22 protein-coding genes and 1 pseudogene are annotated in these 22,858 nt (G+C 63.2%); 18 read left to right on the forward strand and 5 right to left on the reverse strand.

The window, feature by feature from the left end; translation table 11 throughout:
* The first annotated feature begins 82 nt into the window (after positions 1-82).
* The 6 genes from VGO04_RS26435 (at position 83) to pcaD (ending at position 6,108) form a co-directional block, all read left to right on the forward strand.
* Positions 83-1,441, forward strand: a complete 1,359-nt coding sequence (locus VGO04_RS26435; protein WP_327498934.1) for a Rieske 2Fe-2S domain-containing protein — start codon at positions 83-85, stop codon at positions 1,439-1,441.
* Positions 1,438-1,926, forward strand: a complete 489-nt coding sequence (gene benB, locus VGO04_RS26440; RefSeq protein WP_327498935.1) for a benzoate 1,2-dioxygenase small subunit — start codon at positions 1,438-1,440, stop codon at positions 1,924-1,926. Before VGO04_RS26435 ends, benB begins: the two co-directional genes overlap by 4 nt.
* A 52-nt stretch (positions 1,927-1,978) precedes the next feature.
* Positions 1,979-3,001 (forward strand): benzoate 1,2-dioxygenase electron transfer component BenC, encoded by a 1,023-nt coding sequence (benC, locus tag VGO04_RS26445; RefSeq protein WP_327498936.1) that lies wholly within the window; start codon positions 1,979-1,981, stop codon positions 2,999-3,001.
* Positions 2,998-3,786 (forward strand): benzoate diol dehydrogenase BenD, encoded by a 789-nt coding sequence (gene benD, locus VGO04_RS26450; RefSeq protein WP_327498937.1) that lies wholly within the window; start codon positions 2,998-3,000, stop codon positions 3,784-3,786. The genes benC and benD overlap by 4 nt, the downstream gene beginning before the upstream one ends.
* Before the next feature lie 38 nt (positions 3,787-3,824).
* Positions 3,825-5,159, forward strand: coding sequence for an MFS transporter (locus VGO04_RS26455; protein ID WP_327498938.1), 1,335 nt, complete (start codon positions 3,825-3,827; stop codon positions 5,157-5,159).
* Positions 5,160-5,322: 163 nt separating this feature from the next.
* Entirely contained in the window at positions 5,323-6,108 is a 786-nt protein-coding gene (pcaD, locus tag VGO04_RS26460; protein ID WP_327498939.1) for a 3-oxoadipate enol-lactonase, read from the forward strand.
* A 94-nt stretch (positions 6,109-6,202) separates the two neighbouring features.
* Here pcaD and VGO04_RS26465 read toward each other — a convergent pair whose 3' ends face one another.
* Entirely contained in the window at positions 6,203-7,264 is a 1,062-nt protein-coding gene (locus VGO04_RS26465) for an alpha/beta hydrolase family protein (protein ID WP_327498940.1), read from the reverse strand.
* Positions 7,265-7,425: 161 nt separating this feature from the next.
* On the opposite strand from VGO04_RS26465, the gene VGO04_RS26470 reads away from it, so the two are divergent.
* Positions 7,426-8,457, forward strand: coding sequence for an AraC family transcriptional regulator (locus tag VGO04_RS26470; RefSeq protein ID WP_327498941.1), 1,032 nt, complete (start codon positions 7,426-7,428; stop codon positions 8,455-8,457).
* An 88-nt stretch (positions 8,458-8,545) separates the two neighbouring features.
* On the opposite strand, the pseudogene VGO04_RS26475 reads toward VGO04_RS26470, so the two are convergent.
* The 3 genes and pseudogenes from VGO04_RS26475 to VGO04_RS26485 all read right to left on the reverse strand — a co-directional run.
* Positions 8,546-9,727 (reverse strand): annotated as a pseudogene (locus VGO04_RS26475) (Do family serine endopeptidase); the annotation flags it as partial.
* A 162-nt stretch (positions 9,728-9,889) separates the two neighbouring features.
* Entirely contained in the window at positions 9,890-10,330 is a 441-nt protein-coding gene (locus tag VGO04_RS26480; RefSeq protein ID WP_327498942.1) for a hypothetical protein, read from the reverse strand.
* A gap of 269 nt (positions 10,331-10,599) precedes the next feature.
* Complete coding sequence (locus VGO04_RS26485) at positions 10,600-11,730, reverse strand: citrate synthase (RefSeq protein WP_327498943.1); 1,131 nt, start codon at positions 11,728-11,730, stop codon at positions 10,600-10,602.
* 75 nt (positions 11,731-11,805) lie between these two features.
* On the opposite strand from VGO04_RS26485, the gene VGO04_RS26490 reads away from it, so the two are divergent.
* Positions 11,806-12,897 carry a citrate synthase/methylcitrate synthase gene (locus VGO04_RS26490; protein ID WP_327498992.1) on the forward strand — a complete coding sequence of 364 codons (1,092 nt, stop codon included), beginning with the start codon at positions 11,806-11,808 and terminating at the stop codon, positions 12,895-12,897.
* 21 nt (positions 12,898-12,918) lie between these two features.
* Here the strand turns inward: VGO04_RS26490 and VGO04_RS26495 are convergent, their stop codons facing one another.
* A complete protein-coding gene (locus VGO04_RS26495; protein WP_327498993.1) occupies positions 12,919-13,080 on the reverse strand; it encodes a hypothetical protein in 162 nt (53 codons plus the stop codon).
* 356 nt (positions 13,081-13,436) lie between these two features.
* Here VGO04_RS26495 and VGO04_RS26500 point away from each other — a divergent pair, with 356 nt between their 5' ends.
* Genes VGO04_RS26500 through VGO04_RS26545 form a run of 10 tightly spaced genes read left to right on the forward strand, consistent with a single transcriptional unit; the run spans position 13,437 to position 22,812 of the window.
* On the forward strand, positions 13,437-14,705 hold the full coding sequence (locus VGO04_RS26500; RefSeq protein WP_327498944.1) for an ABC transporter substrate-binding protein: 1,269 nt from the start codon (positions 13,437-13,439) through the stop codon (positions 14,703-14,705).
* A 60-nt stretch (positions 14,706-14,765) separates the two neighbouring features.
* Positions 14,766-15,638 (forward strand): sugar phosphate isomerase/epimerase, encoded by an 873-nt coding sequence (locus VGO04_RS26505; RefSeq protein WP_327498945.1) that lies wholly within the window; start codon positions 14,766-14,768, stop codon positions 15,636-15,638.
* Positions 15,635-16,432 (forward strand): hypothetical protein, encoded by a 798-nt coding sequence (locus VGO04_RS26510; protein WP_327498946.1) that lies wholly within the window; start codon positions 15,635-15,637, stop codon positions 16,430-16,432. Before VGO04_RS26505 ends, VGO04_RS26510 begins: the two co-directional genes overlap by 4 nt.
* Complete coding sequence (locus VGO04_RS26515; protein WP_327498947.1) at positions 16,432-17,358, forward strand: ROK family protein; 927 nt, start codon at positions 16,432-16,434, stop codon at positions 17,356-17,358. The genes VGO04_RS26510 and VGO04_RS26515 overlap by 1 nt, the downstream gene beginning before the upstream one ends.
* Positions 17,355-18,428 carry a sn-glycerol-3-phosphate ABC transporter ATP-binding protein UgpC gene (locus VGO04_RS26520; protein WP_327498948.1) on the forward strand — a complete coding sequence of 358 codons (1,074 nt, stop codon included), beginning with the start codon at positions 17,355-17,357 and terminating at the stop codon, positions 18,426-18,428. Before VGO04_RS26515 ends, VGO04_RS26520 begins: the two co-directional genes overlap by 4 nt.
* Before the next feature lie 7 nt (positions 18,429-18,435).
* The gene (locus VGO04_RS26525) at positions 18,436-19,341 is read left to right on the forward strand and encodes a sugar ABC transporter permease (protein ID WP_327498949.1); all 906 of its coding nucleotides are present in this window, start codon (positions 18,436-18,438) and stop codon (positions 19,339-19,341) included.
* Position 19,342: 1 nt separating this feature from the next.
* The gene (locus tag VGO04_RS26530) at positions 19,343-20,182 is read left to right on the forward strand and encodes a carbohydrate ABC transporter permease (protein ID WP_327498950.1); all 840 of its coding nucleotides are present in this window, start codon (positions 19,343-19,345) and stop codon (positions 20,180-20,182) included.
* 34 nt (positions 20,183-20,216) lie between these two features.
* Positions 20,217-21,302, forward strand: coding sequence for a Gfo/Idh/MocA family oxidoreductase (locus VGO04_RS26535; protein WP_327498951.1), 1,086 nt, complete (start codon positions 20,217-20,219; stop codon positions 21,300-21,302).
* A 34-nt stretch (positions 21,303-21,336) separates the two neighbouring features.
* The gene (locus VGO04_RS26540) at positions 21,337-21,903 is read left to right on the forward strand and encodes a TetR/AcrR family transcriptional regulator (protein ID WP_327498952.1); all 567 of its coding nucleotides are present in this window, start codon (positions 21,337-21,339) and stop codon (positions 21,901-21,903) included.
* A 57-nt stretch (positions 21,904-21,960) separates the two neighbouring features.
* The gene (locus VGO04_RS26545; RefSeq protein ID WP_327498953.1) at positions 21,961-22,812 is read left to right on the forward strand and encodes a cupin domain-containing protein; all 852 of its coding nucleotides are present in this window, start codon (positions 21,961-21,963) and stop codon (positions 22,810-22,812) included.
* Positions 22,813-22,858 lie beyond the last annotated feature (46 nt).

Here is a 22,858-nt window from a genome sequence, read left to right on the forward strand (position 1 = left end):
GACCGAGCCGCCGCCCCTTGCCACCGACATTGTTGCAATCGCTAGAGCCGAGCACGGATCAGCCGTTTGCGGGAGAAGAACCATGTCCGCAGTTATCGACAAAGCCCAAGCCCTCGACGACCTGCTCGCCACCGCCGTCGAGGACGATCATGAGGCCGGCGCGTTCCGCTGCCGCCGCGACATCTTCACCAACGAGGACCTCTTCGAACTGGAGATGAAGCACATCTTCGAGAGCAACTGGGTCTATCTCGCCCATGAGAGCCAGATCCCCGAGAACAACGACTATTACACCACCACCATCGGCCGGCAGCCCGTCGTCGTCACCCGCGACAAAACGGGCGAACTGCACGCGGTCATCAACGCCTGCGCCCATCGCGGCGCCATGCTCTGCCGCCGCAAGCACGGCAACAAGGGCAGCTTCACCTGTCCCTTCCACGGCTGGACCTTTTCCAATACCGGCAAGCTTCTGAAGGTGAAGGACGAGAAGACCACGCAATATCCGCCGCAATTTGCCAAGGACGGTTCGCACGACCTGAAGCGTGTCGCCCGTTTCGAAAGCTATCGCGGCTTCCTCTTCGGCAGCCTGAACCCGGATGTCTCGTCGCTCGAAGACTACCTCGGCGAAACCAAGGTCATCATCGACCAGATCGTCGACCAGGCACCCGATGGCCTCGAAGTGCTGCGCGGCAACTCCTCCTACATCTATGACGGCAATTGGAAGCTGCAGATGGAGAACGGCTGCGACGGTTATCATGTCAGCTCCGTCCACTGGAACTATTCGGCCACCATGGGCCGTCGCCACGAGGAGGGCACCAAGGCGGTCGACGCCTCGAGCTGGAGCCGCTCGATTGCCGGCGTCTACGGTTTCGACAATGGCCATATCCTGCTCTGGACCACCACCATGAACCCCGAGGTCCGGCCGGTCTTCCACGCCCGCGAGGAGATCAAGGCGCGTGTCGGCGAGGTGAAGGCGGATTTCATCGTCAACCAGACCCGCAACCTCTGCCTCTATCCGAACGTGTTCCTGATGGACCAGTTCAGCACCCAGATCCGCGTCACCCGCCCGATCAGCGTCGACAAGACCGAGATCAGCATCTTCTGCTTTGCGCCCAAGGGCGAAAGCGCCGCAGACCGGACGCTGCGCATCCGCCAGTACGAGGATTTCTTCAACGTGTCCGGCATGGGCACGGCCGACGACCTTGAGGAATTCCGCGCCTGCCAACAGGGCTATGCCGGCATCACCGCGCTCTGGAACGATCTTTCGCGCGGCGCGCCGCTCTGGATCGACGGTCCTGATGAGAACGCCAAACGCATGGGGCTTCAGCCGTTGCTCTCGGGCGAGCGCAGCGAGGATGAGGGCCTGTTCGTCCGCCAGCACGAATATTGGGCGAAGGTGATGCGCGCAGCCCTTGCCTCCGAAAGACAAGGAGCGGTCGCATGAGCATCTCCTATGAAGCCGCCTGCGCCTTCCTCTACCGTGAAGCGCGCCTGCTCGACGACCGGCAATGGGACGAATGGCTGACGTGCTATGCGCCCGACGTCACCTACTGGATGCCGGCCTGGGACGACGACGATCAGCTGACCGAGGATCCACAATCGCAGATCTCGCTGATCTATTATCCAAGCCGCGACGGCCTCGAAGATCGCGTCTTCCGCATCAAGACCGAACGCTCGGGCGCCTCCACGCCGGAGCCGCGCACCAGCCACAACGTCAGCAATGTCGAGCTTGTGGCCGATCGCGGCGAGGAAGTGGACGTCCGCTACAACTTCCACACGCTCAACCACCGCTACAAGGTCACCGACCATTTCTTCGGCACCATGTTCGTCACGCTGCGAAAGAGCGGCGATGGTCTGGTGATCTCGCACAAGAAGATCGTGCTGAAGAACGACTACATCCGCCAGGTCATCGACGTCTACCACATCTGATGACCGCGCCTGACAGGACAGGCCAGACAGGACAGGAATGGGAGGAACAACCATGGTCAGCTACAGGATCGCTTTGAATTTCGAGGACGGGGTGACCCGTTTCGTCGAATGCCGGGACGACGAGAAGGTGCTCGACGCCGCCTTCCGCAACAAGATCAACCTGCCGATGGACTGTTCCGACGGGGTCTGCGGCACCTGCAAATGCCGCGCCGAAAGTGGCACCTATGATCTCGGCGACGATTTCATCGACGATGCCCTGACCTCGGACGAGGCGGAGAGCGGACTGGTGCTGACCTGCCAGATGAAGCCGTCGAGCGACTGCGTGATTGCGGTGCCGACGACCTCGGCCGCCTGCAAGACCGGGCAGCAGAAGTTCTCAGCCACGGTGGCACGCATCATCCCGCACAACGATGCAGCGATCGTGCTGGAACTGGACACGGACGCAGCTCCTGCCTTCCTGCCCGGTCAATACGTCAACATCGACGTGCCCGGCAGCGGCCAGAGCCGTTCCTATTCCTTCAGTTCAGCGCCGGGCGAGACGCGTCTCGGCTTCCTGATCAAGAAGATCCCGGGCGGTCTCATGAGCACGTGGCTGGAGCGCGCCGACGTCGGCACGAAACTCGAACTGACAGGTCCGCTCGGCAGTTTCTACCTGCGGGAGGTCCAGCGTCCGTTGCTGTTGCTCGCAGGCGGCACCGGGCTCGCGCCGTTCTTGTCGATGCTCGAACAACTCGCCCAGACGAACCGTTACCAGAAGGTGCATCTGATCTACGGCGTCACCCGCGATCTCGATCTGGTGCTGGTCGACCACATCGAAGCCTACACGAAGCGGCTTCCCAACTTCACCTTCTCGACGGTCGTTGCGGATGCCGCCTCCAGTCATCCGCGCAAGGGCTGGGTCACCCAGCATATGCCGGGGGACCTGCTGAACGGCGGTGATGTCGATGTCTATCTCTGCGGCCCGCCGCCGATGGTCGATGCGGTGCGCAAGCATCTCGACGACACCGGCGTGAAACCCAACAGCTTCCACTACGAAAAATTCACGCCGAACGTTGTGGCGAAGGAGGCGGCATGAGCGCGGCTCGCTTCGACGGTCGCTTTGCCGGCAAGGTGCTCGTCGTCACCGGCGCGGCGCAAGGGATCGGCCGCGCGGTCGCGCTGCGGGCGGTAGCCGAAGGCGGCACGGTGGTGTTCGTCGATCGCGCCGAGTTTGTCGCCGACGTGGCTGCCGAGGCGGCCAGTGATCGGGCGGCGGCTTTCGTCGCGGATCTCGAAACGCACGCTGGAGCAGCCGCGGCCATGCACTTTGCCGCGGAAACATTCGGCGGCATCGACATCCTGATCAACAATGTCGGCGGCGCGATCCGCATGCGGCCCTTTGCCGAGTTCGAGCCGGCGCAGATCGACGCGGAAATCCGCCGCTCGCTGATGCCGACGCTCTACTGCTGCCACGCCGTGCTGCCGCATCTTTTCGCCCGCGGCGGCGGCACCATCGTCAATGTGTCGTCGAATGCCACGCGCGGCATTCACCGCGTGCCCTATTCGGCGGCCAAGGGCGGCGTCAACGCCATCACCCAGTCGCTGGCGATGGAGCTTGCCGACCACAACATCCGCGTGGTCGCCACCGCGCCCGGCGGCACCGAAGCGCCGCCGCGCCGCATCCCGCGCAATGCCGAAGGCGACAGCGCCGCCGAGAAGGGTTGGATGGGCGATGTGGTCGCGCAGGTGAAGCAGTCGAGCTTCATGAAACGCTACGGCAGCATCGAAGAGCAGGCGGCTCCCATTCTGTTTCTGGCCTCGGACGAGGCCTCTTACATCACCGGCAACGTGCTGCCGGTCGCCGGCGGCGATCTCGGCTGACGGCTCCTATCTGAAACGCGCAACGACCTGGGGAGGAGATGATGCGCTCTATCGATGTGAATGAGGCAATAGACGGAAGCCCGCTCGGGCGCTTCCAGTGGATGGTGGTGGCGCTGACCGCGCTGCTTTTGATCGTCGACGGCTACGACGTCTTCGTCGCCGGCACCGTGCTGCCGACGCTGATCAAGGAATGGGGCCTGACCAAGCCCCAGGCCGGTGCGCTACAAGCCTGGGCGCTGTTCGGCATGATGTTCGGGGCGCTGATCTTCGGCCCGCTTGCCGACCGGATTGGGCGCAAGAAGGGCATCGCCATCAGCTTCGTGCTGTTCACCGTCTCGACCCTTTTGACCGGCCTTGCCAGCTCGCCGGAGCAGTTCAAGATCTTCCGCTTCTTTGCCGGTCTCGGCTGCGGTGGGTTGATGCCGAATGCCGTGGCGCTGATGAACGAATATGCGCCGAAGCGCCTGCGCGGCACTCTGGTCGCGCTGATGTTCTCCGGCTATTCGGTCGGCGGCATGGTCGCCGCCGGTCTCGGTATCGGCCTCATTCCGTCCTATGGCTGGAAGCCGATGTTCTTTATCGCCGCAGTGCCGCTGCTCCTCTTGCCGGTCATTCTCTGGAAGCTGCCGGAATCGCTCGGCTTCCTCATCCGTCAGGGCAAGCAGGAAGAGGCCAAGCGGATCTATGCGAAGATCGATCCCAGCACGAAACTTGGCGCGTCGGACCGGCTGGTCTTCTCCGAAACGAAGGGCGCCTCGGCGTCGGTTCTGGAACTCTTCCGCCACCAGCGCACGCTTCGCACGCTCATGCTCTGGGTTGCCTTCTTCTGTTGCCTGCTGCTTGTCTATCTGCTGTCGTCCTGGCTGCCAAAGGTGCTGCAGGAGGCCGGTTATGCCGAGAAGGCGAGCCTGCTCAGCCTGTTCTCGCTCAATTTCGGCGGCATGGTCGGCGCCATCGCCGGTGGCTGGCTCGGCGACCGTTTCGGCCTGCCGAAGGTGGTGGTCGGCTTTTTCGTGGCAGCCGCCTTCTCGATCGCTCTCATCGGCTTCAGCCTGCCGCCGGCGCTTCTGTTCCTGATGGTGTTTATCGCGGGCGCCACGACCATCGGCACGCAGATCCTGCTCTACGCCAGCGTCGCCCAACTCTATAATCTTTCCGTTCGCTCCACCGGGCTGGGGTGGGCCTCGGGCGTCGGCCGCATCGGCGCAATCGTCGGCCCTACACTCGGCGGCGTGCTCCTGGCGCAGGAATTTCCGCTGCAGCAGAATTTCGCGATCTTCGCCATTCCGGCGGCGATTTCGGCACTCGCCATGCTTGTCTTTGCGATCAGCAACGCCCGCCGCGTTGAGGTCGCGCGGTTGGCGACGGCCTAGGGAACGGCGATGGCGGCCGGATCGCGAGAGCTTCGGCCGCCCTCTTGAGCCCGCCCTGTCGGGCATCTACCTACAGCAGCGCGCTGACGCCAGAGACGCGGTGCGGTGCCAGCAACTTAGAAGCCGCCATGACTGGCGGCTTTCTCCATCGGAGTTCCTGTTCATGGCTTATCTCGACCTTCCAATGCACCGGCTTCACTATCGCATCGACGGCGATCAAGGCGGCAATACACCCTGGCTGCTTTTCTGCAATTCGCTCGGCACCGACCTTACGATGTGGGATGCGCAGGTCGCAGATCTGTCGCCGCATTACCGCGTGCTGCGCTACGATCGTCGTGGCCACGGCCGCTCCTCGGCTCCGCCGCCGCCCTATACGATCGCCGATCTCGGCAGCGATGTGGTCTCTCTGCTCGATGCGCTTGAGATCGAGCGCACCCATTTCTGCGGCCTGTCGATCGGCGGCCTGACCGGACAATGGTTGGGCATTCACGCCGGCAAGCGTCTCGACAGGATCGTCGTCTGTGCCACGGCGGCGCGGATCGGCACGCCCGAAAGCTGGGCCGCCCGCATTGACAGCGTCAGGGCGGATGGCCTTTCGCCCTTGAGGGCGGCGACGGCGGAGCGTTGGTTCAGTGCTGAATTCGCGGCGAACCATCCCAAAGCCGTCGATCGCGTACTGGAGGGGTTCGGTGCCACTTCGGTCGATGGCTATATCGGCGGCTGCACGGCCCTGGCGGGTGCGGACTTGCGCGGGGACATCGCAGAGATCGCCAATCCACTGCTCGCCATTTCCGGCGACGCGGATCCGGTCTGTCCGCCTTCTGACCTCGAAGCGATCGCAGCGCGCGTGCAGCGCGGGCGGCATGTGTCGTTGCCGGGTCGGCATATCGTCAACGTCGAGTCGGCATCGGCCTTCAACGCGGCGCTTCTGGATTTTCTCCAGCCGTAGGCGCCGCGCGCTCCGCCACTTGATCCTCCACTTGTCTTCTGATTTGCCCGATTGCAGGGCGGCGGTCGTCGCCCTGCAATCGGTGCGGCAGACGTTATCGATCAGCCAGGGTTTTCTTCAGGGCTTCGAGGGTCAGCTTACTGATGTCGGCGTGGATGTCGGCACGCGGCCGCTCGGTAGCGTTGCAGATCGGGTCGACTTCGCCGAAGGACTTGAGCAACTCGGCCGCACCTTCCTTGCACTCCGGCAGGAAGCTGAAATGGTCCGCTCCGGCGATTGCGGCGTACGAACCTTGCGGCGTCTGTGCCGCCAGCGGTTCGGACGCGACGGCGAGCGGGATCGTCTCCTTGCTCCCGAGGTTGATGAATTGCATCGGGATCGCGAGCGTCTTCAAGCTTTCCTGCGTATAGGCCTGGGCAAGGCCCGGTTCGACCAGCACCGCCGATTTGATGCGCGGATCGCGGTTCGACTGCTCGAAGCGCACCTTGTCGATCGTTCGCAGATCGACCTTATCGACAGTCACGGGCGCGTCGTCGACATAACCCCTGCCGCCGGTATACCAGGCGCAATCCCATTTCTTGTAGCTGTCGCAGTACCGGGCATAGGCCTCGAGGTCCGCTCTTGCCCCCGATATCTCCATCGCGGCCGCTCCCCCCAGCGAGAAGCCAAGCACACCGATCCGATCGGCTTCGATGGCGGCGTTCCATTCGGCGCTGGTGGTGAACATGTCGATGACGGCCGAAAGATCCTCCGTGCGTTGCCACAGCTTCGGCGTCTCGGCAGGCAGCGAATTTCCGCTGGTGGAGCCGGGGTGATTGGGGCCGGCAACGATGAAGCCCGCTGCGGCGAGCTCCGTCGCGAGCCAGCTCACCGCGTCGATGCGCCCACCCGACCCGTGCGACACGACCACCAGCGGATACCGCCCGTCTCGAAAGGGGGCGTTCTTCGAAGCGGACGTACCTTTGAAGATCCGGTTGTCGCCGACAAGGACAGGCTCGCCTCCAGCCTTGGCTGGATACCAGACGGTGACGTTGAGCTCGGTACCGCGTTTGGGCGCAGGGATTTTGATTTCGCGCACGCCGACATCGCTTGCCTGTGCGGAGGCGGCAAGGCTTGCAACGAAGAAGGCGACTGGGACAAATTGAAGAAGGGGCATGGGCATCTCGCTGTGTTGAAAGGACGGCCGATCGTCGCGCTCGGCGGGCCTTTCGGCGTCCTCGATCGTGATTGAGGTCGTCCCGAATCGCGATCTGGGCGAAGATGGGTCCCGTGACGTGCCTGATCTGACTGCGTGATTTGCCCGCCAAAGGACCTGCCTTGATCTTCCTGCCGCTGCCCTTCGTCGTTGCCGCGATGCTCCTGGTTTTGCTCGTGCTGCTGCTGCACGGCGACGATCCAGTCGAGCGCAACCGGCCGTTCCTGGCACTGGTCGCCCTTTGTGCCCTCCAGTCCGTGGTCGTCGGCCTGCGCTGGGGCTATGAGATCGAACAACTGCGTTTCGTCTTGCCGATCCTGGCAAGCTGGGTACCCCCTCTCGTTCTGGCGAGCTTCCACAGATTGATTGGCGGTGATGATCGCGCGTCCCTCGGTGCAGTGTGGATACACGGAGTTCCGCCCCTGGTTATCGCGGCGCTGGTGGTGCTGAGGCAGGGACCGATCGATGCGCTGCTGATCGCCCAATATGTCGGATACGCGCTGATCCTCCTGAACCTGGCGCGCCCCGGCGTCGATGCGTTGGGCGAGGCGCGTTTCGAAGGCGCTCAGGCTGCGCACCGCGCCCTGATCATCGCCGCCGTCTCTTTGTGTCTGTCAGCGCTGTTTGATCTCGCGATCGTGCTCGATTTCGAATGGGCGAAGGGAGAGAACATCGGCATCATGGTCAGCAATGCGAACCTTTTGGGTTTGCTCTTCATCGGACTGACTGCGCTGGTCGCCGACCGGGCTCGGGTGCAATCGGCAGCAACCGCCGATGTCGCAGAGGCTTCGCCCGACCTGTCGCAGGACCGCGAAATTCTCGACCATATCCATGATCTGCTCGTCGGCCAGAAACTGGCGCGCGATGAAAACCTCACTCTGTCGCGACTGGCGCGGCGCGCGCGTCTGCCCGCTCGCCAGATATCCGCCGCGGTCAACAGGCTCGCGGGCAAGAATGTCTCCCAATACATCAACGATTTCCGGATCGCCGAGGCCTGCCGGCTGCTGCGCGAGACCGATATGACCGTCACTGCGGCGATGCTCGAATCCGGTTTCCAGACGAAGTCGAACTTCAATCGCGAGTTCCGCCGCGTCACCGGCTTAAGCCCCGTCGCATGGCGTGAGCAGAACCGGATGGAAACGCTCGCGGCCTGACCGCGCCGATCGGCAGAAAGCCCTGCCCGGTCGTGGTGTGACCGGGCAGGCGGAGGATGTCGGGTGTGATTTGGCCGACAGGCCGTTACTGTTGATCGCCGGTGTTGCGTCCGATGGTGATCGACACATTCTTGCTCTTGCCGGTTCTCCAGATACTCAGGTTCTGTGCTGTGCCGGGTGAAAGGTCGGCTACCATGCGCGACAGGTCGCGCGGTGACTTGACCGGGCTGCCGCCAAGGGCTGTGATAACGTCGCCAGCCTTGAGGCCCGCCTTCGCGGCAGGCGTTCCGCCGTTGACGTCGGCGACGAGCGCGCCCTGGGGCTTGCCGAGGCCGATGGCATCGGCGATATCGGCCGTTACCGGCTGGATCTGCACGCCGATGAAGCCGTGTTCGATCGAACCGTCCTTCATCAGCTTGGCGACGACCTTTTGCGCCTGGTCGGATGGAATGGCAAAGCCGACCCCGACGCTGCCGCCATTGGGCGAATAGATCGCCGTGTTGATGCCGACCACCTGGCCCTTGGCGTCGACCAGCGGGCCACCGGAATTGCCGTGATTGATCGGCGCATCGATCTGGATGAAGTCGTCATAGGGGCCGCTGTGCAGATCCCGACCACGTGCCGAGACGATGCCGGATGTCACCGTCGTGCCGATGCCGAACGGGTTGCCGATCGCCAGCACCTGGTCCCCGACCCGCAACGTGTCGGAATCGCCCCAGGAAACCGTGGCAAGCGGCGCCGCCGGCTTGATCTTGATGACAGCCAGGTCATTCTTCGGGTCGGCACCGATGAGCTTGGCGGGCACCTGGCTTCCGTCATCGAGGGTCACGGTGATGCGCTGCGCCTTGTCGATGACGTGGTTGTTGGTGACGATATAGCCGTCAGCGCTGACGACGAAGCCGGAACCAAGGGCTTCTGCGCGCTGGGATTGCTGTTGCTGCGGTGCCTGATCCGGCATGGGAATGCCCTGTTCGCGGAAGAACTGGCGAAACTGCTCGTCGAAAGGCGATCCGCCGCCAGAGGGCGCCGCCGCGTCGCTACCGGCATTTTCCGCCTTGATCACAGTGGTGATGGTGACGACGGCGGGCTTGTCGGCCGACACGACCGGCGCGAACGAACCGGCAGAGCCCGGCGCCGTGGCGAGTGCCGGTGCCGGTGCGGCGGCGGCCGCGACGTTGTTCGTTGCAAAGGCTGCGACGGACAGAGGCGCGATGATCACGGCCGCACCGAGAAGGGCGGCAGCACGGTACCCCTTGAGAATGGTTGACATGATCCTGTTCCTTTCGATGGCTGGCGACCGCACGACTTCTGCCGCAGCGAGGTGCCGTCGTCCCGGTTTGTGCGAGGCATTGGTTGGTTGAGGGAACCGGTGGCCGACCGGGCAGGGCCGGCCGCCGGAAATGGACTCACCGAGGGCGAGCCAAGTTGACGGTCAGGCCATCCGGGCAATGTCCCGGTCGAGATGACGAACTTCGCCCTGAAGCCGTGCATAGGACTGACCAGGCAGCATGCCGTTGTGAGCGGCAGCGGTCTTCATCGCCTGGGCCCGCACGGTTGCGTCCTCGCGTTCAAGCCTGTTGTAGCTTGCAGCGGTCAACTTGCCATCGGCGCGGTCGGCATTGATCTGGCGGTTGTCCGCCCTGAGCTCGCCAAGAACACGATCGAGCCGTGTGGAAGCCATGTGGACTCTCACCATCGGCACGGCCGGGCTCGTCATGTCATCCGGGCCGAAAATGCCCTGATAGTAGTCGCCGTTGTAGGCGCCCCGGTCGTTGTCGCGACCAAAGTCGTGGTGGTCGGCGGCAAAGGCCCCGCCGCCAAGCAGCACGAGGGTGAGGGTTGCGATGGTTGTGGTCTTGAGAAGCGAGCGCATATCTGCATCTCCTTGAATTCAAGGAAGCTTGGGAGGCTTCCAAACAAGGCTGTCTTCTATTGTCGCGTCACGGCCGAGGCGGTCGCCGGCAATATTCAGCCACAAGAACAAAGTAATACTTCCGTGCGCGGCGGTCATGTTAATAAGGTGTAATATTTCCTCGGAAATCGCCTGATGATTGCTTCATTAACATTATTTAATAATCGTACATCTGCGTGCGAATATCCGATATTCTTTCGGCGCACCACGGCGAGGGGCCGGACGGAGAACTAAGATCCGGCGTAATGCGCCCGTGGCCGGATCAATTCGCCGCTCTCCACCTGTTCCATGGCGTGGGCGAGCCAGCCGACGGTGCGCGCGAGCGCGAAAATGACGAGGGGCGCATCCTCAGGGAGATCGAATGCGGCAGCGAGCGCCGCAAGGGAAAAGTCGAGATTGGCCGGTTCGCCGAGCAGTTCCTCGCCGGCTTCGGCAAGCGTGATGTAGAGCGGCGGCACGTCGAAGCTTGCCATGATCGCCTTGGCGCGTGGGTCGCCGGCCGGATAGAGCCGGTGCCCGAAGGCCCTGACGACACCGTCCGAAGAGAGCATGTCGCGGATTGCTTCGCGGACGCCTGCCGAGGCTGCCTGCTCGGCCAGTCGCGTGACGCTCAGCCAGGCGCCGCCGTGTCTCGGTCCGGTGAGTGTCGCAAGCCCCGAAAGCGTGGCGGCGGATAGGGCAGCGCCCGAAGAGGCGGTGACGCGGGCCGCAAAGGCCGAAACGTTGAGCTCGTGTTCGGCGGCTAGTACCAGACATCGGCGGATCGGATCTGCTGCCTCAGGCCTCGCCCACCCCACAGCGAGCCTTTCGTGCAGCGGCAAAGGCTCACGTGATGGCGCTAGGCCCGCCGCCACCGTTGCCAGCACAAGGGCGGCCTCCGACTTGAGGATCAAGGGCCGGCGGCCGAGCGCCGGCAGATCAGTGTCGATCCGCCCGGCAAGAAGCGCAAATGTGGTGGCGAGCCGGGTCCGGCCGGCGGCAGCTTCACCGGCGGGAATGGCAATGATCTCAGGGCTTTGCCAAAGGAATGCGGCGGTCTCTTCCAGCGATGCCTTTTCAGAGAGCGCGATCGCGTCATGCCCGCGATAAAACAGCTTGCCGCCGGCAATGCTCGAAATCGTCGTGGTGAGCACCGGCTCTCCCCAACGGATCGCCTCGGCCGCGACGACGGCGGCTTGGCGTCGCCCGGCATGGCGTTCGGCCAGACGGTTGACGTCATCGGACTGGTAGAGGCTGCGCCGCGGATCGGACGGGTCGGGCTTTGCGCGGATGCGCCCGCGGCTGACATTGGCATAGAGCGTTTGCCGCTTGCTGCCGAGGCGGGCAAGCGCCTCTTCGGCGGTGATCCAGAGCGTTTTCATATTGATCAATTACATCAAGATTGACGTCAATAGAACCAGGTCGGATCATTTCTCCCGCAAAGGAGAAACATGATGATGAAGAACGGACTTGAAGATGTCGTTGCCGCCGAAACGCAGCTCTCCCATGTCAACGGCGAGGCTGGCCAGTTGATCATTCGCGGCGTTTCGCTCGATCGTCTGGTGGATTACGTACGCTACGAGGATGTCGTCGCCCTGTTGTTCGAGGGGTTGCTTGGGCCGACGCCGGATCGGGTCGAGCTGGCGAAGCGCCTCGGGCAAAAGCGAGTGGAGGTTTTCGCTCACGTCCCCGCGATCGACGACGCGTTGCTGGCACTGCCGCCGGTCGACATCATGCGTGCGCTGATCGCCCGGCTTCCGGATGGAGAGGATCTCGATACGGCTCTGCACTTGCTGGCCGCCCCCGCTGTCTTCCTGCCGGCTGCGCTGCGCATGAAGAAGGGCGAGAGCCCAGTCGCGCCGACGCCGGCGCTTTCCCATTCTGCCGATATTCTGGCAATGCTCGGCGCAAAGGTGCCAAGCCAGGAAGAGGTGACGGCCCTCGACGCCTATCTGGTGACGATTTCGGATCACGGTCTCAATGCCTCGACCTTTGCGTCGCGCGTGGTCGCCTCCACCAAAGCCGGTCTCACGTCCTCGGTACTTGCCGCGATCAGCGCGCTCAAGGGGCCGCTTCATGGCGGCGCGCCCGGACCGGTGCTGGACATGCTGGATGCGATCGGGTCACCGCAGAATGCGGAAACCTGGCTTGCTGAAGCGCTCGATCACGGCGAACGGCTGATGGGCTTTGGCCACCGCGTCTATCGTGTCCGTGATCCCCGCGCCGACGCGCTGAAAGGCGCACTGAAGCAACTGGTCGTCGCCGACCAGGCAAACCGCGATCGCATTCAATTGGCCGAAGCGGTCGAGCAATCGGCGCTCGCCATGCTGAAGAAGCGCAAGCCCGACCGTCCGCTCGACGTCAATGTGGAGTTCTACACGGCCCTGCTGCTCGACGCGCTGAACTTCCCGCGCGAAGCCTTCACCGGCGTGTTCGCGATCGGCCGAACCGTCGGCTGGATCGCCCACGCACGCGAACAGGCGCTGGAAGGTCGCCTTATCCGGCCGCGTTCGCTCTATGTCGGGCCGCTGCCGCAGCAGGCGGCCTGAGCGTCGGCGCGTTGGCGTCCTCTATTGGGAGGACGATACCATCCGCGCGTTTCGCAGGTGCTGTTGAAAGAACGCCTTCAGGTCACGGAAGTCGTTGAAGCCGATGACGGTCGCAAAGCGGGCGACCGTCGTCGGCGAAACGGAACAGGCGCGCGCGATCGAACGGGCGCTGCCGAAGGCGATGAGCTACGACTTTGCCAGCGCTATCAGAGCTATCTGCTCGAGTTGCTTTGGAAGCTTGAGCGCTCTCGACGCGAACATTCCCTTCAGCTCCCTCATGTCGCACGGGCGCTTTTGCGCTGCGTCCGTTTGAGTGCCTGCTTTCCAATCGCTCGTCGACATGACGGTCGTCTCCACAACAATCCTCCCCGGCCACCTGCGTCTGAAATGCGGGCGCCATCCCTCGAAACCGGCCGGACATGGTCAGGTCTCCGATGGCACCGCAGTTCCGCGAATTTTCACTTTACTGTACCGTCTGGACGGTATAGTAGTTTGATCATCGCTGATCGCAACAAGCGTTTTCTGGGGAGGAGACGAGAATGCGTTGGATGAAGTGCTTCAAGGCGGCCGCCATGGCCGGTGTGGTTTTTGCCGCTATGCCCGCAGCTGCGGCGGAAGTGTCGATTTTCTGCAGCTCGGCAGGTGCCGAGCTCGAGCTTTGCCAGTCGGCCTCCGAGGCCTGGGCAAAGGAAACCGGCAACACCGTCAAGATCAACAAGATGCCGGCCAACTGGGGAGAGGCGCTGCCGCTCTACCAGCAGCTGCTCGCCGGCAAGTCCGGTGACGTCGACGTGCTGACGCTCGACAATATCTGGGTCGGGACACTGGCGCCGCATCTGGTCGACCTGCGCGAAAAGGTGCCGGCCGAGGAAGTCTCGGCCCACTTCGAATCCTCGCTCGCGGACGCGACCATCAACGGCCAGCTGCTGGCCATGCCCTGGTTCGTCGATGCCGGCCTGATGTTCTATCGCAAGGACCTGCTCGAAAAATACGGCAAAGCCGAGCCGAAAACCTGGCAGGAGCTGACCGAAACGGCGAAGTTTATCCAGGGCAAGGAGCGCGCAGCCGGAAGCCCTGATATGTGGGGCTATGTCTGGCAGGGACGTGCCTATGAGGGCCTGACCTGCGACGCGCTCGAATGGGTCGCCTCCTTCGGCGGCGGCAATTTCATCGCGCCCGATGGCACGATCACTGCTAACAATCCGGAAGCCGTCAAGGCGCTCGATCTTGCCCATTCCTGGATCAACACCATCAGTCCCGAAGGCGTTCTGAACTACGACGAAGAGGGTTCGCGCGGTGTCTTTGAAGCCGGTAACTCCGTCTTCCATCGCAACTGGAGCTATGTCTGGGGAACCACCCAGGCGCAGGACTCCTCGCTCCGTGGCAAAATCGGCGTCATGGCGCTGCCGGTGGGTGCGGAAGGGCAAAAATCGAGTGGCTGCTATGGCGCGGGTCTTCTCGGCGTCTCGAAATATGCCGACGACGTCGACGCCGCGGTCAGCCTGGTGCGCTACCTGACGGGCGCGAAGGAGCAGAAGCGCCGGGCGCTGCAGGCCTATAGCCCGACCCTGAAGGCGCTCTACGAGGACAAGGACATTCTCGCCGCTAATCCGTCCTTGGCCTTCGCCGAAAAGGCCTATGCCGAAAGCGCCTCGCGTCCCTCGCAGGTGACGGGCGCCTCCTACAATCGCGTTTCGCAGCGGATCTTCAACGGCGTGCACAACGTACTGAGCGGCAAGGAAAGTGCCGAGGACGCGCTGACCAAGGTCGGCAGCGACCTGGAACGCCTGAAGGCGCGTGGCTGGTAAGTCGTAACTTACACAGGCCCGCCAAGGCGGGCCTGCCAACATTCGATCGAGGAAACCAACGTGAATATTGCGATCGCACCGTGCTGCTGGGGCATCTATTGGCCTCAGGGGAATGACCTTGCCTGGACGGACTATCTCGACCGCATTCGTGGGGCCGGATATCGCCATACCGAGCTCGGCCCCTATGGCTACTTTTCGACCGACGTCGCGGTGCTTTCGTCCGAACTCGCAAGTCGCGATCTCACGGTCGTCGCGGCGGCTCATGTGCACACGCTTGCCGATGCCGCGTCGTGGCCGTTGCTCGAGGAAAAGACACAAGCGATCTGCAAGCTGCTCGCGGCGGCCGGCGGCACGCACTTCATCCTGATGGACGAGTCGGAGTTCTACCCGAAGGACCGTATGGGTGTGGTTGACGAGGCCGGCTGGCGCGCCGTTGTCGATCAGACGAACCAATCCGCCGCCATTGCCCGCAGCCACGGGCTGCAGTTCAGCTTCCATCCGCATGTCGGCACTTGCGTCGAGCTCGAGGGCCAGATCGAGCGGCTGCTCGCCGATACCGACCCCGATCTCGTCGGCCTCTGCCTCGATACCGGCCACCATGCCTATTGGAAGGCCGACCCGATCGCCTTCTTCCGGCGCCATCGTGATCGCGTCAACTCCGTTCATTTGAAGAATGTCGACGGTGCTTTCCGCGAACGGGTGCTCTCCGAGGGCATTCACTCGGATCGCGCCTTCGAAGAGGGCATCATGACCGATCTCGATCGCGGCGTGGTCGACATCGCCGCGTTCGTTTCGGCTTTGCGTGAGACCGGTTACGACGGCCCATTGGTCGTCGAGCAGGATCTGGCGCTGAACCATCCCGATACGCCGGAAACGATCGCAAGGCGCAATTTTGACTTCGTCTCGCGGCTCCTGAATGGGGCCGGCGCATGAAGGTCGAGATCCACGCCACGCCTGACGCCATCGGCGAACGCCTTGCGGCACGGATCATTACCGGGGTCCGTACGGCAGGCGCTGAAGGACGAAACTATGTTCTTGGCTGCCCAGGGGGGCGTAGCCCTCTGCCGGTCTATCAGGCCCTCGGTCGTCTTCTGGCAAAAGAGCCTGTTGATTGTTCCCGGCTGATCATCGTCATGATGGACGAATATCTGCGTCCCGCCGAAGGTGGCGGTTTCTCCCCGCCACCGGCCGCCGCCCACTATTCCTGCCGGGGCTTCGGCGAGCGCGAAATCGTCGGCCGCATCAATGCGGCGCTGCCGGCCAACTTTCACATTCCGGATGAAAACTTCTGGATGCCTGACATCGACGCGCCTGGTGGCTACGATGAGCGCATCGCTGCCGCCGGCGGCATCGATCTCTTCCTGCTCGCCTCTGGCGCCGGCGATGGCCACATCGCCTTCAATCCGCCGGGCTCTGCCCGCGACAGCCGCACGCGCATCGTTGCTCTTGCCGAACAGACGCGGCGAGACAATCTCGCGACGTTCCCGGATTTTACGGGCATCGACGACGTCCCCTCGCATGGCGTGACCATCGGCGTCGGCTCGATCGCCGAGCAATCGAGAGCGGTGGCGATGGTCGTCTGGGGCGAAGGCAAGCGACATGCTTTCTATCGCCTGACGCGTGCGGGCGCCTATGATCCGAGCTGGCCCGCCACGATCGCGATCGAATGCCGGAGCGCCGAACTCTACGCCGATGCCGATGCAGCCGGTGAGTGGGGAGCGCGCTGATGAGCCTGCACGCCATCGGAATCGATGTCGGGGGAACGAAGACCAAGGCATGCCTTGTTCGTCTCGGCGACGGTGCCGTGATCGCCGAGCGCACCGAGCCGACCCCCTGCCAGGAGGGCGGTGCCGCCGTGCTGGACCTGGTGGCATCGCTCGCGGAAAGCATTTGCCGCAAAGGCGAAGAGCTTGGCGTCGAGGCAATCGGTCTCGGCGTCTGCCTGCCGGAGCTGGTCACAGGCAGCGGCGAGCCGGCCTCCGCCTGGAATTTCGACTGGCGCGGTCTCGACTATCACGGGCGCCTCGGCGCGTTCGGGCCGCTGCACATTGACAGCGACGTGCGCGCCGCGGCCTTCGCCGAGGGTTGGATCGGCGCCGGTGCGGATGCCGACCCCTTCGTCTATGTGACGATTTCGACCGGGCTCTCGCATTCGCTGGTCATCGGCGGAACGCCCTATGCCGGCGCCCGTGGTTTTGCGATCCATTTTTCCGGCAGCGATCTCGTTGTCTTTGCCGGGGAAAGCCAGGACCAGGAGGTCCGCCACAACCTTGAGCTTTTTGCAAGCGGCAAGGCGTTGGGCGAGCGCTACAGCCGAATGATCGGCCGTGCGGACGCAAGCGCTCTGCAACTTTTCGAAGCGGAGGCCAGCGACCCGCGGGCCGCTCGCATGGTGGCCGACGCGCTTTCGTCGCTTGCCTCCTATCTTGGTCAGCTCGTCAACACGCTCGACCCGACGATACTCATTCTCGGCGGCGGGATCGGCGGCGATCCGGCGGTCAACGCGCGGCTTGCGGCGCTGACGCGGCCTTTCATTTGGGCCGAGGGAGCACGCGACATGCCGATCGTCCCAAGCCTCCTGGGTGATGCGGCCTGTGCCATCGGCGTCGCAGCACTAGCAAAAAGATCTGCCAACCGAACGGTGCGCCCATGAGTGGAATTGCTCTTACCAATGTCGTCAAACGCTTCGGCGCGCTGACCGTAATCGACAAGGTCAACCTTACGGTCGGAGAGGGCGAGTTCGTCGTTTTCGTCGGCCCGTCCGGCTGCGGAAAGTCGACGCTGCTGCGGATGATCGCGGGGCTCGAGGAGATCTCCGACGGCGAGCTGCAGATCGGCGGGGAACGCATGAACGAGACGCCACCGGCGCGCCGCGGCATTGCCATGGTGTTCCAGTCCTACGCGCTCTATCCGCACATGAACGTCGAGCGCAATCTCGGCTTCGCGCTGGAGACAGCACGGCTTGCCGCCGGCGAGATCAAGGAGCGGGTGGCAAAGGTCGCCCGGTTCCTGAAGATCGAGCACCTGCTGGAGCGGCGTCCGGCGCAGCTTTCCGGCGGCCAGCAGCAGCGCGTCGCCATCGGCAGGGCGCTGGTGCGCTCGCAGAAGCTTTTCCTGTTCGACGAGCCACTCTCAAACCTCGATGCCGATCTGCGTATGGAGATGCGCGTTGAGATCGCCCGCATCCATCGCGAGCTCAAAGCCACCACCGTCTATGTGACACACGACCAGTTGGAAGCGATGACGCTTGCCGATCGGATCGTCGTCTTGAAAGACGGCCATATCTCGCAGGTCGGCACGCCGATGGAACTTTATGAGCGGCCGGCCAACAAGTTCGTCGCCGGCTTCATCGGTGCCCCGCGCATGAACTTCTTGCCGGGCGCCCTGGTCAATGGCGGGGGAACGAGCCGCCTCGACGTGCTTAATGTCGCACATGGCCTCGGACGCTACGCCTACGAAGGAAAGGTGAGCGTCGGCATCCGGCCGGAAGACTTGATGCTGGACGGTGGCGATATTCGCTTGCCGGCAACAGTGCAGCTTGTCGAGCCGCTGGGCGGCGAGGCACTCGTGCATGCGCGTCTCGGCAATGGGCAGTCGCTTGTGCTTAAGGTGCAGGGCAGGCCCGATCTCGCGCCGAATGCCGACATCTCCGTCGGCTGGCTGACGTCGAAGGCACACATCTTCGGCGCCGACGACGCGGCACTCACGGCTGCTGGGGTGTGAGGCGATGATGGCTGGTACAAGATCGACAGGATTGCGACAGGCGCGCGTTCGCACCGCCTGGCTCTTTCTCGCCCCAAGCCTTCTGGTCCTGACCGGCGTGGCGCTCTGGCCGCTCGGCCGCACGTTCCTGTTTTCCTTCACCGATGCGCTTTTGACCGAGCCGGACTTCTACGGCTATGTCGGTTTCGACAATTACCGGGCGCTGTTTGAGGATCCGCTGTGGTGGCAGTCGGTCCGCAACACGCTCTACTTCACCGTCATCTCGGTCTCGATCGAGACGGTGCTCGGCCTGACGATCGCGCTGCTTCTCAATTCGCACATTGCCGGGCGCGGCATGATGCGGGCGATCATCCTCATCCCCTGGTCGATCCCGGTCGTCGTCAGCGCCCGCATGTGGCAATGGATGTTGCATGACCAGTTCGGCATCGTGAACCATGTGCTGAAGATGGCGGGTTTGATCGACACCGGCGTTGCCTGGACCGCCAACTCGGCGCTGGTCATGCCTGTGATCATCGCGGTCGACGTCTGGATAACGACGCCCTTCATGGTGCTCCTGATCCTGGCGGGTCTGTCGATGCTTCCCCGCGGCATCTACGAGGCAGCCTCGATCGATGGCGTGCCGGCATGGAAGCAGTTCACCTCGCTCACCCTGCCGCTGTTGGCGCCGAGCATCGCGGTCGCCGTGCTCTTCCGCCTGCTCGATGCCCTGCGCATGTTCGACCTCAGCTTCGTACTGTCCTCCAACAGCGACGACACCAAGACCGTCTCGATCTATGCCCGTGAGGTGCTGGTCAATTTCCAGGACATGGGCGTCGGCTCGGCCGCAAGCACCGCCGTCTTCCTGATGATTGCGCTGGTGACCGCCATCTACGTCACGGTGTTTCGTCTCAATCGCCGCCTCATGGGAGTGTGACATGGTCAGGAGCAACACCGGCAAGCAGCTGCACAGGATCGCGATCTACTCCCTCTTTTGTATCGTGGCGCTCTACACGCTGTTTCCCTTCTACTGGATGATCGCGTCGTCGCTGAAATCGGGCCAGGCGATCTTCGACGTGACCTTCTTTCCGGACCTGAAGTTCAACAATTACGCTGCGATCCTTTCGGACGGTGTCTTCCTGCGCTCGCTGTTGAATTCGCTGATCGTTGCCTTTTCGGTCGTGGCGCTGTCGCTGCTGCTCGCGGTCGGGGCGGCCTACGCGCTCGGCCGCATCGATTTCCGCGGCCGCTCGCCGATCATGCTTCTGGTGCTCGGCGTCTCGATGTTCCCGCAGATCGCACTGCTCTCCGGCCTCTTCGAAATGATCCGCTGGCTCGGGCTCTACAACACGATCGGGTCCTTGATCTTCGCCTATATGATCTTCACGCTGCCCTTCAACATCTGGGTGCTGACGACCTTCATGCGCGACCTGCCGAAGCAGATCGAGGAGGCGGCGATCATGGACGGTTGCTCGCCGCTGCGCATCGTGCGCTGCATCTTCCTGCCGATGATGAGGCCGGCGCTGATCTCGACCGGGCTGCTCGCCTTCATCGCGTCGTGGAACGAGTTCATGTTCGCGCTGACCTTCATTCTGACCGACGAGAACCGCACGGTGCCGGTGGCGATCGCGCTCATCTCCGGATCGAGCCGCTACGAATTCCCCTATGGGGCGATCATGGCCGCTTCGACCATCGTCACGGTGCCGCTCATCGTTCTTGCGCTGATTTTCCAGAAACACATCGTCTCCGGCCTGACGGCGGGCGCGGTGAAGGGTTGAAATGGCCTCTCTACGAGGCGGAAAGGGTACTTCCATGGGTGTCGTTCGTGTTGGTTTGATCGGGCTTGGCGAGGTCAGCCAGCTCATGCATCTGCCGATTCTCGCCGATCATCGCCATCTGTTCGAAATCGCCGGCGTCTATGACGTCTCGCCGAGCCTGACGGCCTATTGCTCGGAGCGCTATCCGGTTGCGAAGAAGTTCGAAACCGCGGAGGCGCTCGTCTCTTCGCCGGATATCGACGCGGTCTTTATCCTGACGCCCGATCAGACCCACAGCTTCTATCTGCAGATGGCGCTGAAGGCGAAAAAACACGTCTTCCTGGAAAAGCCCGCCTGCCTCACGCTCGGCGAGATCGATGCCGTCGCGCCGCTGGCCGAGGAGGCCGACCGGCTGCTCTTCGTCGCCTATATGCGGCGCTACTCACCAAGCTTCCTGCGGGCCAAGGCGATGATGCCGGCGCAGGGCGACGTGCGTTACGTCCGCGTCCGCGACATCATCTGCGAAGGCCCGTTCTTCATTCGCCAGACGCGCAACATCTTCTATCCCTCGGATCTCGATCAGGCGTTCCTTGCCAAATCCCGGGCTGAGACGACGGCACTCCTGAAACAGGTGGTCGGTGAGGATGCGCCTGCCGATCTGATGCGGGCCTATCAGGTGCTGACCGGGCTATCGTCGCACAGCCTTTCGGCGATGCGCGAACTGATCGGCCTGCCGAAGCGGGTGATTGCCGCCCATCACAAATGCAACGGCGAATCCATCGTCGCGCTTTTCGACTACGGCCACTTTACCGCGATCTACGAAGCGATGATCGACAACGTCGCCCGTTTCGACGCGCGCATCGAGGTGCTGTCGGATCGCCGCCAACTGCGCGTCAGCTACGACACGCCCTATATCCGCAACCTGCCGACGTCACTCGAAGTGATCGACAGCACCGATACCGAAACCGAAACGCGCACCTTCGGCCCCGATTACACCGATCCCTTCGCAGTCGAGCTGCGCGCGTTCCATGACCACCTTACCAACGGCACGAGACCGAAGACGACGCTTGCCGACTCGCGCGAAGACCTTGCCCTGATGGCTGAGATCGTCGGTCGCCTCAAGGAAAGTTCACGGCTATAGCAGGGCGACATCTTCAACACCGGGTTGTACTGACATGACAAAACGCGAAACCGCACGTGACCGCATCCTGACCGCCGCCGAGGCGATCGTCGTCGGCAAGGGCGTATCCTCCCTGACCTTCGACGAAGTGGCGGAGCAAACTGGCCTCAGCAAGGGCGGCATCCTCTACCACTTCGCCAGCAAGGATGCGCTGGTAAGGGCGATGGTCGAGCGTTTCGTCTTTCGGTTCGAGACCGGTCTCTCCGGGCTCGAAACCGAGGACGAAGACCCGCATGGCCGCTACACCCGCGCCTATGTGCGTGCGACGCTCGGCGAGGCCACAAGCACCGGCGATCAGTATGACCGCCTGGGCGCCAGCATCACCGCCGCGCTTTCGAATTTTCCCGACCTTCTGGAAATCGTGCGACAGCAGAACATCCGCTGCCAGGCGGCCGTCGAGAACGACGGCCTCGACCCGGTCGAGGCGACGATCACGCGACTGGCGGTCGAGGGCATGTGGCTGGCGGAGGTCTTCAACGTCATGCACCTCGACCCCGAGATGAAGCGCGCCGTCACCGCACGCCTGCTGGAGCGCACGCACGCGCCGCCATCCCCGAAATAGTGCGCTTCGCGCACATCCCCTAAGCGCGCCTGACGCGCAAAACCAAGGAGTTTTCCGATGGGCTACAAACCGTCTCCCCGTCCCGTCTTCGATCGTCCCACGCACATCCCCTATGGCAGCGTCACGCGGCACCTCTGGGGCGAGGAGAATGCCGGCCTCGTCGACGACTGGATCTATGCCTCGACGGAAAGCATCCACCAGATCGTCTTCGGCATGCAGCCCGGCGGCTGCTTCAAACACACAGAAGCCTTCCGTACGATCTTCGGTGCGGATGAGGTTCTCTATGTGCTGAGCGGCACGCTCGGCCTTGCCAATCCTCAGACCGGCGAATTCTGCGTCGCGCGCGAAGGCGAGGTGCTGTTCTTCCGCAAGGACACCTGGCACCACGGCTTCAACCTTGGCAACGATCAGGTTCGGGTGCTGGAGTTCTTCGCGCCGCCGCCGGCCAAGGGCACGTCCGGTCCCTATGCGCGCACCAAGCCCTATCTCGAGATCGAGCAGTCGCGGTATGGCCAGAGCGAGTTCATCGGCCGCTGGCCGATGGCGGCGGAGGAGCAGCGCAAGGCGAGAACGATCCATCCGATGCGCGATGCCGATCTGCTCTTTAGCCTCGATCAGCAGACACAGGGCGCCTATACCGGCCTCTACTGCGCGACCGACCAGCTGACCGTCGGCAAGACGACGCTGATTGCGGGCAAACGCAGCGGCATCGAGCGCCACAAGGGCGACGAATGCCTCTACGTCGTCTCCGGCACGCTCAACATTCACGTACCCGATGCCGAGGGCCAGGTCTGGTTCGAGCTCAATCCGCGTGATGGCTTCTACATCCCGGCGGGCTTCGACCATCAGTATTTCAACATGACGGGTGAAAAGGTGGAATTGGTCTTCGGCGTCGCGCCGGAGTTTTGATGTTCCAACGAAAAAGCCGGACGAGATCCGCAAAGATATCGTCCGG

The sequence above is a fragment of the Ensifer sp. genome (genome assembly GCF_035999185.1).
Classification (GTDB): domain Bacteria; phylum Pseudomonadota; class Alphaproteobacteria; order Rhizobiales; family Rhizobiaceae; genus Ensifer.